The organism is Kitasatospora sp. NPDC056446 (assembly GCF_042796115.1).
Lineage (GTDB): Bacteria > Actinomycetota > Actinomycetes > Streptomycetales > Streptomycetaceae > Kitasatospora.
Genome location: NZ_JBHTRF010000088.1, coordinates 19,804 through 33,489, shown reverse-complemented (window position 1 = coordinate 33,489; position 13,686 = coordinate 19,804). Strand labels below are relative to the sequence as shown.

At 75.4% G+C, this 13,686-nt stretch carries 14 protein-coding genes; 8 read left to right on the top strand and 6 right to left on the bottom strand.

Features of this window, described 5'->3' with window-relative positions; genetic code table 11:
- Positions 1-32: 32 nt before the first annotated feature.
- On the bottom strand, positions 33-1,526 hold the full coding sequence (locus ACFQ6N_RS34780; protein WP_380657823.1) for a PTS transporter subunit EIIC: 1,494 nt from the start codon (positions 1,524-1,526) through the stop codon (positions 33-35).
- Positions 1,527-1,557: 31 nt separating this feature from the next.
- The gene (locus ACFQ6N_RS34775; RefSeq protein ID WP_380657821.1) at positions 1,558-2,181 is read right to left on the bottom strand and encodes a MarR family winged helix-turn-helix transcriptional regulator; all 624 of its coding nucleotides are present in this window, start codon (positions 2,179-2,181) and stop codon (positions 1,558-1,560) included.
- A 258-nt stretch (positions 2,182-2,439) separates the two neighbouring features.
- Here ACFQ6N_RS34775 and ACFQ6N_RS34770 point away from each other — a divergent pair, with 258 nt between their 5' ends.
- The 3 genes from ACFQ6N_RS34770 to ACFQ6N_RS34760 all read left to right on the top strand — a co-directional run bounded on the left by ACFQ6N_RS34770 (position 2,440) and on the right by ACFQ6N_RS34760 (position 5,137).
- Positions 2,440-3,639, top strand: coding sequence for a cytochrome P450 (locus tag ACFQ6N_RS34770; protein WP_380657820.1), 1,200 nt, complete (start codon positions 2,440-2,442; stop codon positions 3,637-3,639).
- Positions 3,640-3,719: 80 nt separating this feature from the next.
- Positions 3,720-3,917 (top strand): ferredoxin, encoded by a 198-nt coding sequence (locus ACFQ6N_RS34765; RefSeq protein ID WP_380657825.1) that lies wholly within the window; start codon positions 3,720-3,722, stop codon positions 3,915-3,917.
- The gene (locus ACFQ6N_RS34760) at positions 3,914-5,137 is read left to right on the top strand and encodes an NAD(P)/FAD-dependent oxidoreductase (protein ID WP_380657819.1); all 1,224 of its coding nucleotides are present in this window, start codon (positions 3,914-3,916) and stop codon (positions 5,135-5,137) included. The genes ACFQ6N_RS34765 and ACFQ6N_RS34760 overlap by 4 nt, the downstream gene beginning before the upstream one ends.
- 69 nt (positions 5,138-5,206) lie before the next feature.
- On the opposite strand, the gene ACFQ6N_RS34755 is transcribed toward ACFQ6N_RS34760, so the two are convergent.
- The 3 genes from ACFQ6N_RS34755 to ACFQ6N_RS34745 form a co-directional block, all read right to left on the bottom strand.
- Entirely contained in the window at positions 5,207-6,214 is a 1,008-nt protein-coding gene (locus tag ACFQ6N_RS34755; protein WP_380657817.1) for a class I SAM-dependent methyltransferase, read from the bottom strand.
- A 283-nt stretch (positions 6,215-6,497) separates the two neighbouring features.
- The gene (locus tag ACFQ6N_RS34750) at positions 6,498-7,331 is read right to left on the bottom strand and encodes a PIG-L family deacetylase (RefSeq protein WP_380657816.1); all 834 of its coding nucleotides are present in this window, start codon (positions 7,329-7,331) and stop codon (positions 6,498-6,500) included.
- 201 nt (positions 7,332-7,532) lie between these two features.
- Positions 7,533-8,402: an SDR family NAD(P)-dependent oxidoreductase gene (locus tag ACFQ6N_RS34745; protein ID WP_380657814.1), complete on the bottom strand. Its 870-nt coding sequence runs from the start codon at positions 8,400-8,402 to the stop codon at positions 7,533-7,535.
- A gap of 80 nt (positions 8,403-8,482) precedes the next feature.
- On the opposite strand from ACFQ6N_RS34745, the gene ACFQ6N_RS34740 reads away from it, so the two are divergent.
- The 3 genes from ACFQ6N_RS34740 (at position 8,483) to ACFQ6N_RS34730 (ending at position 10,912) form a co-directional block, all read left to right on the top strand.
- Positions 8,483-9,160, top strand: coding sequence for a TetR family transcriptional regulator (locus ACFQ6N_RS34740; RefSeq protein ID WP_380657813.1), 678 nt, complete (start codon positions 8,483-8,485; stop codon positions 9,158-9,160).
- A gap of 310 nt (positions 9,161-9,470) precedes the next feature.
- On the top strand, positions 9,471-9,848 hold the full coding sequence (locus ACFQ6N_RS34735; protein ID WP_380657811.1) for a hypothetical protein: 378 nt from the start codon (positions 9,471-9,473) through the stop codon (positions 9,846-9,848).
- A gap of 68 nt (positions 9,849-9,916) precedes the next feature.
- Positions 9,917-10,912 carry a hypothetical protein gene (locus ACFQ6N_RS34730; RefSeq protein WP_380657809.1) on the top strand — a complete coding sequence of 332 codons (996 nt, stop codon included), beginning with the start codon at positions 9,917-9,919 and terminating at the stop codon, positions 10,910-10,912.
- A 62-nt stretch (positions 10,913-10,974) separates the two neighbouring features.
- Here ACFQ6N_RS34730 and ACFQ6N_RS34725 read toward each other — a convergent pair whose 3' ends face one another.
- Positions 10,975-11,658: a TetR/AcrR family transcriptional regulator gene (locus ACFQ6N_RS34725; protein WP_380657807.1), complete on the bottom strand. Its 684-nt coding sequence runs from the start codon at positions 11,656-11,658 to the stop codon at positions 10,975-10,977.
- A 57-nt stretch (positions 11,659-11,715) separates the two neighbouring features.
- Here ACFQ6N_RS34725 and ACFQ6N_RS34720 point away from each other — a divergent pair, with 57 nt between their 5' ends.
- Complete coding sequence (locus ACFQ6N_RS34720; protein WP_380657805.1) at positions 11,716-13,188, top strand: MFS transporter; 1,473 nt, start codon at positions 11,716-11,718, stop codon at positions 13,186-13,188.
- A complete protein-coding gene (locus tag ACFQ6N_RS34715; RefSeq protein WP_380657803.1) occupies positions 13,185-13,589 on the top strand; it encodes a cupin domain-containing protein in 405 nt (134 codons plus the stop codon). The genes ACFQ6N_RS34720 and ACFQ6N_RS34715 overlap by 4 nt, the downstream gene beginning before the upstream one ends.
- Positions 13,590-13,686: the final 97 nt, after the last annotated feature.

The following is a 13,686-nucleotide window of genomic DNA, read 5'->3' as shown; positions in this document are numbered from 1 at the left end:
GGCGGCCGCCGCCGGGGGGGGGTGCGGCGGCCCTACGACTGCTCGTCGGCGGTGCCCAGGCCCGTTCCGGCCATGGCGGCCGGCGCCGGTTCGGGCACGTCGAACTCGGCCAGCAGCTCCCGGGTGAAGCCGAAGAAGTAGGTGGCCAGGAAGCCCACGGCGTAGCCGGTCAGCAGCCCGCCGCCGTAGACGGCCGCGCTCGCGGCCATCCCGTGCGGGCCGGTCAGCAGCGGGAACAGGGCCCAGCCGGAGGGGCCGACGGCGGTCGAGCCGACCGCGCCGCCGAGCTGGCCGGCCACCCCGATGAAGGCGCCCCCGGCGGCGCCGCCCACGCAGGCCGTGACGAACGGGCGCCCCAGCGGCAGCGTCACCCCGTAGACCAGCGGCTCGCCGACGCCGAGCAGGCCGGCCGGCAGCGCGGACCTGATGGTGGCCCGGACGGCCGCGTTGTGCCGCAGCCTCAGGTAGACGGCCACCGCGCAGCCGACCTGCCCGGCGCCGGCCATGGCCAGGATCGGCAGCAGCACGGTGGAGCCCTGCTGCTGGATCAGCGTGGTGTGGATCGGGATCAGCGCCTGGTGCAGGCCGAGCATCACCAGGGGCAGGAAGAGGCCGCCGAGCACCAGCCCGGCGAGCAGCCCGCCGTGGGTGAGCAGCCAGGTGGCGGCGTGGCCGATGGCGGTGGAGACCTCCCCGGCGATGAACATCAGGCCGAACAGGGCGGCCAGCCCGCCGAGCAGCACGGTGACGGTCGGGGTGACCAGGACGTCCAGGGCGGCGGGCACGATCCGCCGGGTCCACCGCTCCAGCCACACCGCCAGCAGCGCGGCGCCGAGCGCGCCGATCACCCCGCCCTGCCCGGGGGTGAGGTGGTGGCCGAAGGCCTCCGCCTTGGCCACGCCCGCGTAGACGATCACACTGGCCACCGCCCCGCCCAGGACGGGCGTGCCGCCGAACTCCTTCGCCGTGTTGTAGCCGACGAACACGGCGAGCAGGGACATGAAGCCCGAGGAGACCGGCCCCAGGGCGGTGACCAGCGCCGGTGCCCAGCCGAGGTTCGCGAGGGCGCCGGACAGGCCGGCCACGATCCCGCAGCCGATCAGGGCCGGGATCAGCGGGACGAAGACGTTCGCGATCCGGCGCAGCGCCGCCTTCAGCGGGGTCGCGTTGCGGACCCGGGCCTCCGCCCGGATCCGCGCACCGCGCCCGGCGAGGTCCTCGGCGCCGGGGGAGGGCCCGCCGGGCGCGGGCGCGGGTGCGGCGCGCCCGGCCTCGTCGAGCAGCCGGCGCAGCTGCGCGGTGACCCCGGCGACCGGGCCGGGGCCCAGGACGATCTGGTAGGTGTCGTCCTCGACCGTGCCCAGGACCGCCGGCAGCGCGTCGAGCGCCGCGCGGTCGACCAGGGAGCGGTCCGCCAGGCCCAGCCGCAGCCGGGTCATGCAGTGGGCGACCGAGCGGATGTTGGCGGCGCCGCCGACCAGCGGGAGGATCGCCTCGGCCACGGCGCGGTTCTTCTCGTCCGACATGACGGGGGACGTACCCGGGTGCTCCCGGGGCTCAACCGGCGTCGTGCGCGCCGGGTCCGGCCGGGACGGGTGTCTGGGCGGGCGCCTGGACGGGTGCCCGGACGGCGGCCGGGTCGTCGTCCGCGCAGCCCGGCGGGAGGTCCTCCCCGGACAGCATCGTGGTGCGCACCCGCTGCACGTAACGGTCCACCAGGTGGCGCAGTACGCCGACGGTGGCGGCGACGTCCGGCTCGGGGACGCCGTCCAGGGCCTCGGCCAGTCCGATGATGTTGGCCTGTTTCAGGCGGTCGAGGAGTTCCCGGCCGTCGGCGGTGATCGCGACCTGGCGGGCCCGCCGGTCCAACGCGTCCTGGGTGCGCTCCACCAGGTGCTGGCCCTGGAGGCGGTCGATCTGCCGGGTGACGTGGGAGGGCTTGACCATCAGCCGGTCGGCGAGGTCGCTCACCCGGCTGGCTCCCTCGGCCTCGGCGAGCGCGCGCAGCAGGTAGACGTCCGATCGCGCGGCCGTGATGCCGGCCCGGGCGGTGCGGCGCTCGTGCTCCTGCGAGCGGGTCAGCAGGTAGGCCAGTGAGGCCAGTACGGCCTCCAGGTCGGAGGTGGTGGTCCGATCGCCCTCCAGGTCGGAGGCGGTCGGATCGTCGTCGGCGTCCGGCATGGGGGAACTGTAGCGACCCGGTGCGGGTCCCGGCCCCGGCGGGCGCCCGTGACCGGATTTCGGACAGATTCGGCTGTCACCCGATACGCCCTTTCGCCGCCACGGACCGCGAGTTAGCGTGACGGTGAGTTAGTTGCTTTTGGCACGTAAATGGCCCGGGCCCTGCCCCACCGCACCGTGGGCCCGCCCGCCCGGCCCCGTCGGCCCCATCCGTCCGGCGCCGCCGGCCCCACCCAGCTCCGAGAAGGGGAGCCCCTGATGGCCACTGCCGCGAAGACCCCACACTTCACCCACCCCGCCGCCCGCGGTGCCTGCCCGTTCGCCCCGCCGCCCGTCTACTCGCAGGCCCGGCAGGAGGAGCCGGTCACCCGGATCTCCCTGTGGGACGGCTCCACCAGCTGGCTGGTCACCCGCCACGAGGACGTCAAGGCGGTCCTCGCCGACGCCCGCTTCAGCTCCGACAGCAACCGGCCCGGCTTCCCCTTCATCAGCGCCGGCGCCCGGCAGCTGAGCACCGGTCAGCCCACCTTCATCCGGATGGACGACCCCGAGCACGCCCGCCTGCGCCGGATGCTCACCGGCGAGTTCATGATCAAGAAGGTCGAGGCGCTGCGCCCCGAGATCCAGCGGATCGCCGACGAGCTGCTGGACGCCATGACCGAGGGGCGCTCCGAGGCCGACCTGGTCCGCGAGTTCGCCCTCCCGCTGCCGTCGCTGGTCATCTGCCTGCTGCTCGGCGTCCCCTACCGGGACCACGACTTCTTCCAGGAGTGCAGCCGCGTCCTGCTGCGCCGCGACTCCACCGCCGAGGAGGTCGCCACCGCCCAGGTCCGGCTGGCCGACTACCTGGTCGAGCTCACCGAGTCCAAGCGCACCGACCCCGACGACGGCATCCTCAGCCGACTGGCGGCCCGCGGCGAGCTGAACACCGAGGAGATCGGCGCGATGGGGCGGCTGCTGCTGGTCGCCGGGCACGAGACCACGGCGAACATGACCGCGCTCTCCGTCCTCGCCCTGCTCCGCAACCCGGACCAGCTCGCCCACCTGCGCGCGCACCCCGAGGCCGTGCCCGGCGCGATCGAGGAACTGCTCCGCTACCTGACCATCGTCCACTCCGGCCTCATCCGGGCCGCCACCGAGGACGTCGAGCTGGGCGGCGTCCGGATCCGGGCGGGCGAGGGCGTCATCTGCATGATCAACACCGCCAACCGGGACGAGCGGGAGTTCCCGGACGGCGACGACCTCGACCTGACCCGCGACGCCCGCCGCCACCTGGCCTTCGGCTTCGGCGTCCACCAGTGCCTGGGCCAGCCCCTCGCCCGGCTCGAACTGCAGATCGCCCTGGACACCGTCCTGCGGCGGCTGCCCGGCCTGCGCCTGGCGGAGCCCTTCGAGGAGCTCCGCTTCCGCGGCGACATGCTCATCTACGGCGTCCACGAGCTGCCGATCGCCTGGTGACCGACCACCGCCGGGAGGCCCCCGGGCCTCCCGGCGCCCCGACCGACCACACCCGACCCGTCTTCAGCGTGAGGAACACCATGCTCGTCCACATCGACCAGGACAAGTGCTGCGGCGCCGGACACTGCGTCCTCGCCGCCCCCGACGTCTTCGACCAGCGCGACGAGGACGGCATCGTCGTCCTGCTCGACGCCCGCCCGCCGGCCGGGCTCCACCAGGCCGTCCAGGACGCCGCCGCGGTCTGCCCGGCCGCGGCGATCCGGCTGGAACAGGTGTGACCGCTCTGCGGGAGGTGGCCGTCGTCGGCGCCGGCGCGGCCGGGCTGCACGCCGCCGAAGCGCTGCGCCGGGCCGGCTACGACGGCCGCCTCACCCTGATCGGGGCCGAGGAGGAGCCCCCGTACGACCGGCCGCCGCTGTCCAAGCACCTGCTCGGCGGAGAGTGGCAGCCCGACCGCCTCGCGCTGCGCGACCCCCGGGCGCTCGACGAGCTCCGGCTCGACCTGCGCCTGGGGATGCGGGCCGAGCGCCTGGACCGCCGCGAGCGGACCGTGCACCTGTCCGACGGCCGGCGGGTGCGCTGCGAGGCCGTCATCGTGGCCACCGGCGTCCGGGCCCGCCGGCTCCCCGGCGCCGGTACGCCCCCGGGCGGCCCCGACGCGCCCCCGCCGCCCGGCGCCCACGTGCTGCGCACGCTCGCCGACGCCCTCGCGCTGCGCGAGGAACTGCGGCCCGGCGTCCGGCTGTTGGTGGTCGGCGGCGGGCTGCTCGGGGCCGAGGCGGCGGCCACCGCCGTCGGGCTCGGCGCCGAGGTGACCTGGCTGGTCTCCACCGCCACCCCGCTGGCCGCCGTCCTCGGCGGCGAGACCGCCGGGCTGCTGACGGACCTGCACCGCGAGCACGGGGTGCGGATCCGTACGGGCGTCGCCGCGGTGCTGCTCGAACGGCGCGGCCGGGCCGCCGGCGTCCGGCTCACCGACGGCTCCGAACTGGCCGCCGACGCCGTACTGACGGCCATCGGCTCCGAGCCGGCCACCGAGTGGCTGGCCGGCAGCGGCGTCCCGCTGGACGGCGGCGTGGTCTGCGACGCGTACTGCGCCGCCGGCCCCGGCGTCTGGGCGGCCGGGGACGCCGCCTCCTGGCCCGACCCGCGCACCGGCCGCCGGCGGCGCCTCGAACAGCGCACCAACGCCACCGAGCAGGCCATGCACGCCGCCCGCAACCTGCTGGCCGGCCCGGACGGCGTCCGGCAGGCCTACGAGCCGGTCCCGTACCTGTGGACCGACCAGTACGGGCTGCGGGTGCAGGTGTTCGGCAGTCCGCGCGGCGCCGAGCGGTTCGAGGTGGTCGACGGCAGCCTCGCCGAGCACCGCTTCGCCGCCGTCTGCGTCCGGGACGGCGTGGTCACCGGCGCGGTCGGCATCGCCTCGGCCCGGGCGCTGCGCGGGCTGCGCGCCCGGGTGGCGGCCCGCGGCCGATGGCCGGACGAGCCGGCCTGACGAAACGACTGACGAGCGGCCTGACGAAACGGCCCGGCCCGGGACTTCCCGGGCCGGGCCGGAGCGGTCTCAGGCGCGGCGGTGCTCGGCCACGGCGACCAGCGCCACCCGGGGGACCTCGGCGAGGTACCCGGTGGCGGTCGGCCGGATGAGGGCCCGGGCGGGCGCGGCGAGCGGGCTGCCCAGGCCGGCCAGGTGGGCGGTGTGGTCGAAGGCGTCCGCCAGCAGGTCCCAGCCGGCCTCGGGCCCGAGGGCGGCGAAGCGGCCGTCGAGGCCGAAGGCCGCGCCGAAGTACCGGACCACGGCGGCCTTCGCGGCCTCCGGGGAGGCGGCGCGGACGGTGACCGGGTCGTAGACGTCGACCAGGCGCACCGCGACCGGGTGCGGCGCGAACAGGTCGAGCAGTTCGGTCCGGGTGAAGTGCGGGTGGTCGTGGCCGCCGGAGCAGTGCGGGTCGACGACGGCACGGAAGAAGGCGGCCGTCGGGCTGTGGGGTTCGTAGTCGTGCAGGACGACCCGGCCGCCGGGGCGCAGCACCCGGACGGCTTCGGCGACGGCCCGGGGCCGGGCGTCGAGCGGAATGTGGTGGGTGCCGCGGGCCAGCAGCACGCCGTCCACCGTCCGGTCGGCCAGCAGCAGCCGGTCGGCCGACTGCCGGACGGCGGGCAGGCCGTGGGCGAGGGCGGCGGCCACCATCGGGCCGGAGCGGTCGCCGGTCAGCACGGCCGGACCGCCCGGCACCTGCTCCGGACGGGCGGCGACGGCGCGCGCCACCCGCCCGTCGCCGCCCAGGACGTCCAGCACCAGCGGTGCCTGCCGGGCGGGGGCGGCGAGGTGCAGCAGCCGCCGGGTGCCGGTCCAGTCGGCCGGCGGGTCCTGCCGGGCGCTCCGGTCGGTGTCGCCGCGGCCCGTACAGGCGGAGCCGTCCCCCGCGCCGGGCGAGTGGAGCCGGCGCATCGTCGCGGCGCAGCCGACCCGCCTCGGGTCGAGCAGCCGGTGCCAGTGCGGGTGGTCGGCGGCCAGGTGCCCGAGGTACTGCCGCAGGGTCATCGAGGGCAGGTAGGAGGGTGCGGGCACCGGCGGCTCCTTCGTGGGATTCGGCACGACAGCGATTCCTGCCCGGCATCCCCCCGGTCATGCGCACCGTACGGGGGGTGTCGGCGCGGAGGCCGGATCCGCGCGCGCCCGGTGGCGGCGTCCGCGCGCCCGGCGGCACCGGGTTGTCGGGCGCCGGGCCGTGGGGCGGTGCCACGCCGGGCGGTGCCCGTCGAACGGCCGTGGCCGGGCCCGGAGTTACGGGCCCGGCCACGGGTTCGGGTGGGTCAGAGGAGGCTCCGGAGCCGCCCGGCCCCGCGCCGGGTCAGCGCAGTCCGGCGAAGAGGTCGTTCTCGGGCAGGGCCGCGCCGGTGCCGTCCTGGACGCGCAGGAAGGTCTCCACGCCCCACAGTTCGGTGAACCGCTCCTTGCCCATCCGCAGGAAGAAGATGTTCTCGCCCTGGCTGGCGTGCGCGGCCAGGGCGTCGAACTTCTGGCTGCCGAACGCGGTGGTGTCCACCCAGGTGGTGATCTCCTCGTCGGGCAGGCCGATCTCGGGCATCTCGGCGGCCTCCGCCGGGTCCGGCTCCTCCCAGTCCCCGCCGAACTCCCGCATGAGCTCGCCGAACCGCTGCATCATCGAGCGCGGCGCGGTCGTCCAGTACACCTTCGGCGTCATCCCGGTCAGCTCCAGGGCGGCCATGGTGATCCGGTTCGCCTGGATGTGGTCGGGGTGGCCGTAGAACCCGTTCTCGTCGTAGGTGACGACGACGTCGGGCTGGTAGCGCCGCAGCAGTTCGGCGAGGCGGGCGGCGCCCTCGGCGACCGGGGTCCGCCAGAAGGAACCGGGCGCGTCGTTGGCCTCCCAGCCCATCATCCCGGAGTCGGCGTAGTCCAGCATCTCCAGGTGAGAGACCTTCAGGACCTCGCAGCTCGCCTCCAGTTCCTTGCGGCGCATCGCGGCGACGGCCGCCGGGTCGTGCCCGGGGTCGCCGGGCTTGGTGCCTCCTGGTCCGTCACCGCAGCCGCCGTCGGTACAGGTCACGAGGACCGTGCGGATGCCCTCCGCCGCGTACCGCGCGAGCACGCCCCCGGTTCCGCTGGCCTCGTCGTCGGGGTGGGCGTGGACCGCCATCAGCGTCAAGGGCCGGTCAGCCATGGAAACCATCCTCCGGTCTGATTGGTGCTCGGTCCGAGTCTGCGGTACGGCGCCGAGCGTCGCCCCGCATTATCGGGGTGACCGGGGGAGAACCAGGGAAGCGCCGGGGATGTTCCCGTGAACCCCCGGGACCGGCCCGGGGCCGGGGGGGAAGACCGGGGGAGGCCGGACGGGCGGCCGGACGGGCGGCGGGACGGGACGTCAGAGCGCGGAGTCCGCCGGGAACGGCACGGGGTAGGGCTCGGCGAAGTCGGCCGAGCGGGAGACCTCGCGCCACCTGGTGTCGTCCGCGAGGAGCCGGCGGTCCATCGCGATCGAGCCCTCGGCCGCGTTGACCCCGAGGGGCAGGTGGTGGGGGATGTCGTGCCGCTTGGCCATCCGGACGAGGATCGCGGCGGCGCGGACCGGGTCGCCGGCGGCCCCGTCGTCGTTCTTCCGCAGCCGCTCGTTGACGGCGCCGACCGTCCCGGCGTAGGCCTCCGGGATGTCGTGCACGGTCATCGAGGAGCCCGCCCAGTCGGTGCGGAACCCGCTGGGTTCGACGACCAGGACCTTCACGCCGAACGGCTCGGTCTCGGCGCGCAGCACGCGGCTGAACCCGTCGATGGCGAACTTGGCGGCCTGGTAGGAGGCGATACCGGGGGAGCCGCCGACCCGGCCGCCCATCGAGGAGAACTGGATGACCAGGCCGCCCCGCTGTGCGCGCAGCAGCGGGATCGCGGCCTTGGTGACGTGGTAGACGCCCCAGAAGTTGGTCTCGAACTGGGCGCGGAAGTCGGCGTCCTCGGTGGTCTCGATCGGCGAGACGTTGGCGTAGCCGGCGTTGTTCACCAGGACGTCGATCCGGCCGAAGTGGGTGTGCGCCTCGGCGAGGGCGGCCCGGGCGGCCGCCGGATCGGTGACGTCGAGCGCGATCGGACGGATCCGGTCGCCGAACTCCGCGACGAGGTCGGCGAGTTGTTCGGGGCGGCGGGCGGTCGCGGCCACCCGGTCGCCGGCCTCCAGGGCGGCGCGGACGAGGGTACGGCCGAAGCCGCGGGAGCTGCCGGTGATGAACCAGGTCTGTTCCATGCCATTAGTAAAACACCGTTGCGGTAATAGCGCAACGACGTTGCGGTAATACGGCAACGGTGTTGCTCTACGATGGGCGGGTGGATGCACCAGCGGAGTTCCGGCGCGCGCGCTCGCCCGAGGCCAAGCGCCTGCGCGAGGCCTCGATCCTGGAAGCGGCCCGGTCGCTCGGCCGGGAGCGCGGCGTCAGGGACGTCTCCCTGACGGACATCGCCGCCGCGGTGGGCATGCACAAGTCGGCGCTGCTGCGGTACTTCGAGACCCGCGAGGAGATCTTCCTGCGGCTGACCGCCGAAGGCTGGCAGGAGTGGTCCGACGCGCTGACCGCACGGCTGCGGGAGGCCCCGGACCCGGGCCCGGCAGCCGTGGCCCGGGCGTTCGCCGCCACCCTCGCGGCCCGCGGGACGTTCTGCGACCTGCTCGCCCACGCGCCGCTCAACCTGGAACGCAACGTCTCGCTCGACGCGGTGCGCGACTTCAAGCTCGCCACCCGCGCCGCCCGTGAGCCGATCACCGCGGCCGTCCGCGAGCAGGTCCCCGTCCTGGACGAGCAGGACGTCGTCGACGTGGTCGCCACCGCCGTCGCCCTGGCCGGGGCGATGTGGCAGATCGCCAACCCGGGCGCGGAGGTCGCGGCCCTCTACCGCAGCGACCCCCGCCTCGCCCACGCCGTCGTCGAGGTCGAGCCCCGGCTCGCCCGCATCCTGACCGCGACGATCACCGGGCTGGCCGCGGAGCGGGGCGCGCCAGGGGTCTGACCGGCGGTCACGGACGGAGACCTCCCTGGTCGGGGCGGTGCCGCTGGTGGATCGCGGGCGTCCGGCCGGAAGGCCTGTGCAGGGCTTGTTCATGAACACTCAAGACTGCTGGCCCGGGCGCCGGGCATGCGATTTCCTGAGTGCGGGCCGAGGAGCGCCGGTGGACAAACCGGACCGCGATCACGGCCGCACAGCACCGCGTCACCGCACCGCGTACCGCCGCACCGCGTACCGCCGCACCACGCACCTCCAGCAGGCTCGGCCTGCGTGCACAGCCTTTCCAGGACTGCGGATCATAGGGAGAAATCGCGTGAAGACCAGCCGGAAGCTCTTCGTCAGCGCCGTCGCCGGCGGCATCCTCGCCGCGACCGTCGCGCTCGCCGCGCCGGCCAGTGCCGACGTCAAGCAGATCGACTGCGGTGCCGCCGGGGGCCGCGGGGTGACCGTCTTCTCCGGTGGCCCGAACCACTACAACGCCGTGCGGTGTTACGGCTACACCGGCAGCGGCTCCCAGACGGTCAGCGTCTGGCTGACCGGCACCTCCGCCGTCGGCTCGGGCGGGAACACCGGCTACACCAACTACTACAGCAGCGGCGGCCGGGACCTCGGCGCACGGATGATCCCGGGCGGCATCCAGCCGTACGTGGACATGAACTCGACCACCTACTCGGTCAACATCTGGTCCTAGCAGTCCGCGTGGCGGGGTGCCGGGCACCGGCCCGGCGCCCCGCCGCCATCCCCCGAGGACGGTTCGGTATGCGTGCCATCACCGCGAGGAGCGGGAGGAACGGGGCGGTCCGGCGAGTGGCCGGACTGCTCGCCCTGGCAGTGTCGGCGGCGACCGCCGCGGGCTGCGGAGCGGCGACGGGCGGCTCCGCGACGGGCGGCCCGGCGGCCGCGCCGGCCATCGGCCCGGTGCCGGTCGTCACGACGGTCGAACAGATCGGCCGCCCCATCGACCGCTACCTGGTGACCCCGCAGCAGGTCGCCACCCTGCAGTCCGCCGCGAACGCCCTGAACGAGACGTGCATGCGGGAGTTCGGACTGCCGCCGGTGGCCACCGACCTCGTCGGCTTCGACGAGGCGAGCCTGCGCTTCGAGCGCACCCACGGGGAGCTGTACGGCTTCTTCGACCCGGCGCAGGTCGCCGAGAGCGGGTACAACCGGGTCCTCCCGGGGTACGAGGCAGCCGCCGCCACGCCCGCGGCGGCGCAGCCGTCCCCGGCGACGATGACGGTCGAGCACGGTGTGGACCAGGCCGGGAAGGCGGTGTCCGCCTACGCCGGCCGGGCCGTACCCGCCGGCGGCTGCAAGGGCGAGAGCGTGCGGGGCACCGGGGGCGCGCTGCCGCTGCCGGATCCGAAGGCCCTGCCGGACCACGGCCCACGGGTCCCCGTCGACGACCCCCGGATCCGCGCCGCCTTCGCCGCGTGGAGCGGGTGCATGAGCGCCAAGGGCTACAGCTACGCCACGCCGCAGGACGGCATGACCGCCGCTCGGCTGGTGCCGGTCACGAGCGAGCAGAACGGCGTGGTCTCCGTCCGGCACTCGGCCGAGGAGCTGAAGCAGGCCGCCGACGACGTCGCGTGCAAGCTGTCGACCAACCTGGTCGGCATCTCGCTCGCTGTGCAGTCCGCCTACGACACGCAGTACATCGAGAGCCACGGCCAGGCGCTGAGCGACTACCGGAACGGGGTCGCCGACCGGGTCGCTGCGGCGGAGCGGATCCTCCGGGACGCGGGCCGGGCCTGACCCCCGCGCCGCCCGCGCGCCGTCTCCTGGGAAGCCCGCCCGCCCCGCTGGAGGCCCGCCGCTCAGGCGGTGCCGAGCAGTCCGTCCACGAGGGCGCGCAGCCCGTCCCCGTAGGTGTCCTCGGCGGTCAGCCGGTCCCAGTGGCCCGCGGCCTCGGCCAGCCGGGGCAGCGCCTCGGGGTCGAGCCCGGCGAAGACCTGCTCGCGGTAGGTCGGGCGGTCGTCGCCGCTGCGGCGGCGGGCCGCCGTCACCCGGACCACGATCTCGCCGGCGGTGTAGTACCAGATCGCGCGGTAGCCCTGGACGGCCCGGTCGAGCGGCAGCCCGCAGCCGACCAGGCCGTCGACGATCTGTTCGACGAACCAGAGGGCGTGGGTGGACATCAGGTCGTCGGCGGTCAGCACCTCCACGATCCACGGGCACGGCGCGAGCGCCCGGTGGATGGCGGTGGCGGCGGCGACGACCCGTTCGCGCGGGTCGGCGGGCAGCCCGGTGGGCCGCAGCGTCCGCGCGGCGTAGTCGTCCAGCAGCAGGACGAGCAGCTCCTCCTTGTTGCGGACGTGGTGGTAGAGCGCCATCGGCGTGCTGCCGATCTCGGCGGCCAGACGGCGCATCGTCAGCTTCCCGACGCCCTCCTCGTCGACGATCCGGCGGGCCGTTGCGACGACCTCCTCCCGGGAGATCCGGGGAGGCCGCCCGGTGGTCTTGCGCGGTGCGGGGGGCTGCGGTGCGGAGGGCTGCTGCATGCCCCCATCATCCCCCTGGGCTCGACAGGCGAGCGTGCCCGGGAGTAGTTTCCTTACATGTACAAAAACTCACGGGGGCGCCCCGGCCTGGTGCTGGCGGCGGTGACCGTCGCGCAGTTCGTCTTCGCCCTGGACATGTCGGTGGTCAACGTCGCCCTGCCCGCGATCCGCACCGCGCTGGGCTTCGCCCCGGTCGACCTGTCCTGGGTCGTGCACGCCTACGCGCTCACCTTCGGCGGGCTCCTGCTGCTGGGCGGCCGGGCCTGTGACCTGTACGGCCGACGACGGCTGTTCGTCCTGGGCCTGGCCGTCTTCGGACTCTGCTCCCTGGCGGGCGGCGCCGCCCAGGAGCCGTGGCAGCTGATCGCAGCCCGCGCCGGACAGGGCCTGGGCGCCGCCGCAGCGGCCCCGGCCGCGCTCGCGCTGCTCACCACCACCTTCACCGAGGGCCCCCGCCGGGTCCGGGCGCTCGGCGTGTGGAGCGCGGCCAACGCGGCGGGCGGCGCCCTGGGCGTCCTCGCGGGCGGAGTGCTCACCGAGTACGCGAGTTGGCGCTGGGTCATGCTCGTCAACCTGCCCGTCGTGGCGGCGGCCCTCGCCCTCGTCCCCGCCGGTCTGCCCGCCGAGCCGGAGCCGACCCGGCGGGAGCGCCCGGACGTGCTCGGCGCCGTCCTCGCCACCGGGGGAATCGGGCTGCTGGTGTTCGGCGTGGTGCGCACCGACACCCTGGGCTGGGCCTCCCCGGCCACCCTGGGGACGCTCGCCGCCGCCGTCGCGCTGCTGGCCGCCTTCGTCCGGACCGAGAGCCGGACCCCCGCGCCGCTGCTGCGGCTCGGCCTGCTGCGCAGCCGCTGGGTCGCCGGGGCCAACCTGCTGGTCTTCCTGGCCGCGGCCGGGCAGTTCACCGCCTTCTACTTCGTCTCCCTCTACCTGCAACAGGTGCTGGGCCTGGGCCCCGCCGCCACCGGCGCCGCGTTCCTGCCCTTCTCGGCCGGGCTGGTCGCGGGCACCGTCATCGCGACCCGGATCACCGCGACCCGCAGCCCCCGCGCCTCCCTGGTGCCCGGTGCCGCCCTGGCCGCGGCAGGCCTGTCCTGGTTCGCCCTCCTCAGCCCGGACGGCGGCTTCCTCACCGACGTCCTCGGCCCGTCCGTGGTCACCAGCATCGGCACCGGGCTGGTCCTGGCGCCGGTCGCCGCCGCCGCGACCACCGGCATCGCGGCCCGCGAGGCCGGCACGGCCTCCGGCCTGCTCAACAGCTCGCGCCAACTCGGCGGCTGCGTCGGCCTGGCCGTCCTGGCCACCGTCGCCGCGCACCGCACCGGCGCCGCCACCGACCCCGCCGCCCTCAACGACGGCTACGCCCTCGGACTGGCCCTCTCGGCGGGCCTCTTCGCCCTCGCGGCGGCCGTCGCGGTCGTGGTGCTGCCCCGCCGCCGGCCCGACGTCCCCGCCGCCGGTCCCACCGCTCGTCCCGCTGCCCCGCCCGCCGCCCCGGCGGACAAGCACCTGGAAGGAACACCCTCATGACGACCACTCCGCTCGCCGTAGTCGACCTGTTCGCCTCGGCCCTGCACATCGGCCCCGACGGCGCCGTCCGGCCCACCGGCCGCCGGATGGCCGGCGGCGACCCCGGGGCCTGGCAGGTCGCGGCCTTCCACGTGGAGACCGACGCCGACGTGCACGCCGACCACTGGGAGATGCACCCCGAGGCCGAGGAGGCGGTGTGCTGCCTGGCCGGCGCCGTCCGGGTCCAGCTGCGCGCCGCCGCGCCCGGCGGCGCCGAGGAGACGGTGCCGCTGACGGCCGGCACCGCCGTGATCGTGCCGCGCGGCCGCTGGCACCGGCTGGAGTTGGACGCCCCCAGCGACCTGATGTCGATCACGCTGCGCGAGGGCACCCGCCTCGAACGGCGGACGGACGCGCGCTGACCCCGGCCCGCCGTCCCGCCGGGCGTCGCAGGAGCCCGTGGTACCGCGGTACTACGGACCTGTCGATGATCGGTCCGTAGTACCGGGGGTCCGGCCG

Bases quoted from the DNA above. Each gene is read 5' to 3' on its own strand.
- ACFQ6N_RS34720 (WP_380657805.1), top strand. From the start codon at position 11,716: ATGTACAAAAACTCACGGGGGCGCCCCGGCCTGGTGCTGGCGGCGGTG.
- ACFQ6N_RS34730 (WP_380657809.1), top strand. From the start codon at position 9,917: ATGCGTGCCATCACCGCGAGGAGCGGGAGGAACGGGGCGGTCCGGCGA.
- ACFQ6N_RS34715 (WP_380657803.1), top strand. From the start codon at position 13,185: ATGACGACCACTCCGCTCGCCGTAGTCGACCTGTTCGCCTCGGCCCTG.
- ACFQ6N_RS34775 (WP_380657821.1), bottom strand. From the start codon at position 2,181: ATGCCGGACGCCGACGACGATCCGACCGCCTCCGACCTGGAGGGCGAT.
- ACFQ6N_RS34770 (WP_380657820.1), top strand. From the start codon at position 2,440: ATGGCCACTGCCGCGAAGACCCCACACTTCACCCACCCCGCCGCCCGC.
- ACFQ6N_RS34765 (WP_380657825.1), top strand. From the start codon at position 3,720: ATGCTCGTCCACATCGACCAGGACAAGTGCTGCGGCGCCGGACACTGC.
- ACFQ6N_RS34725 (WP_380657807.1), bottom strand. From the start codon at position 11,658: ATGCAGCAGCCCTCCGCACCGCAGCCCCCCGCACCGCGCAAGACCACC.
- ACFQ6N_RS34780 (WP_380657823.1), bottom strand. From the start codon at position 1,526: ATGTCGGACGAGAAGAACCGCGCCGTGGCCGAGGCGATCCTCCCGCTG.
- ACFQ6N_RS34745 (WP_380657814.1), bottom strand. From the start codon at position 8,402: ATGGAACAGACCTGGTTCATCACCGGCAGCTCCCGCGGCTTCGGCCGT.
- ACFQ6N_RS34750 (WP_380657816.1), bottom strand. From the start codon at position 7,331: ATGGCTGACCGGCCCTTGACGCTGATGGCGGTCCACGCCCACCCCGAC.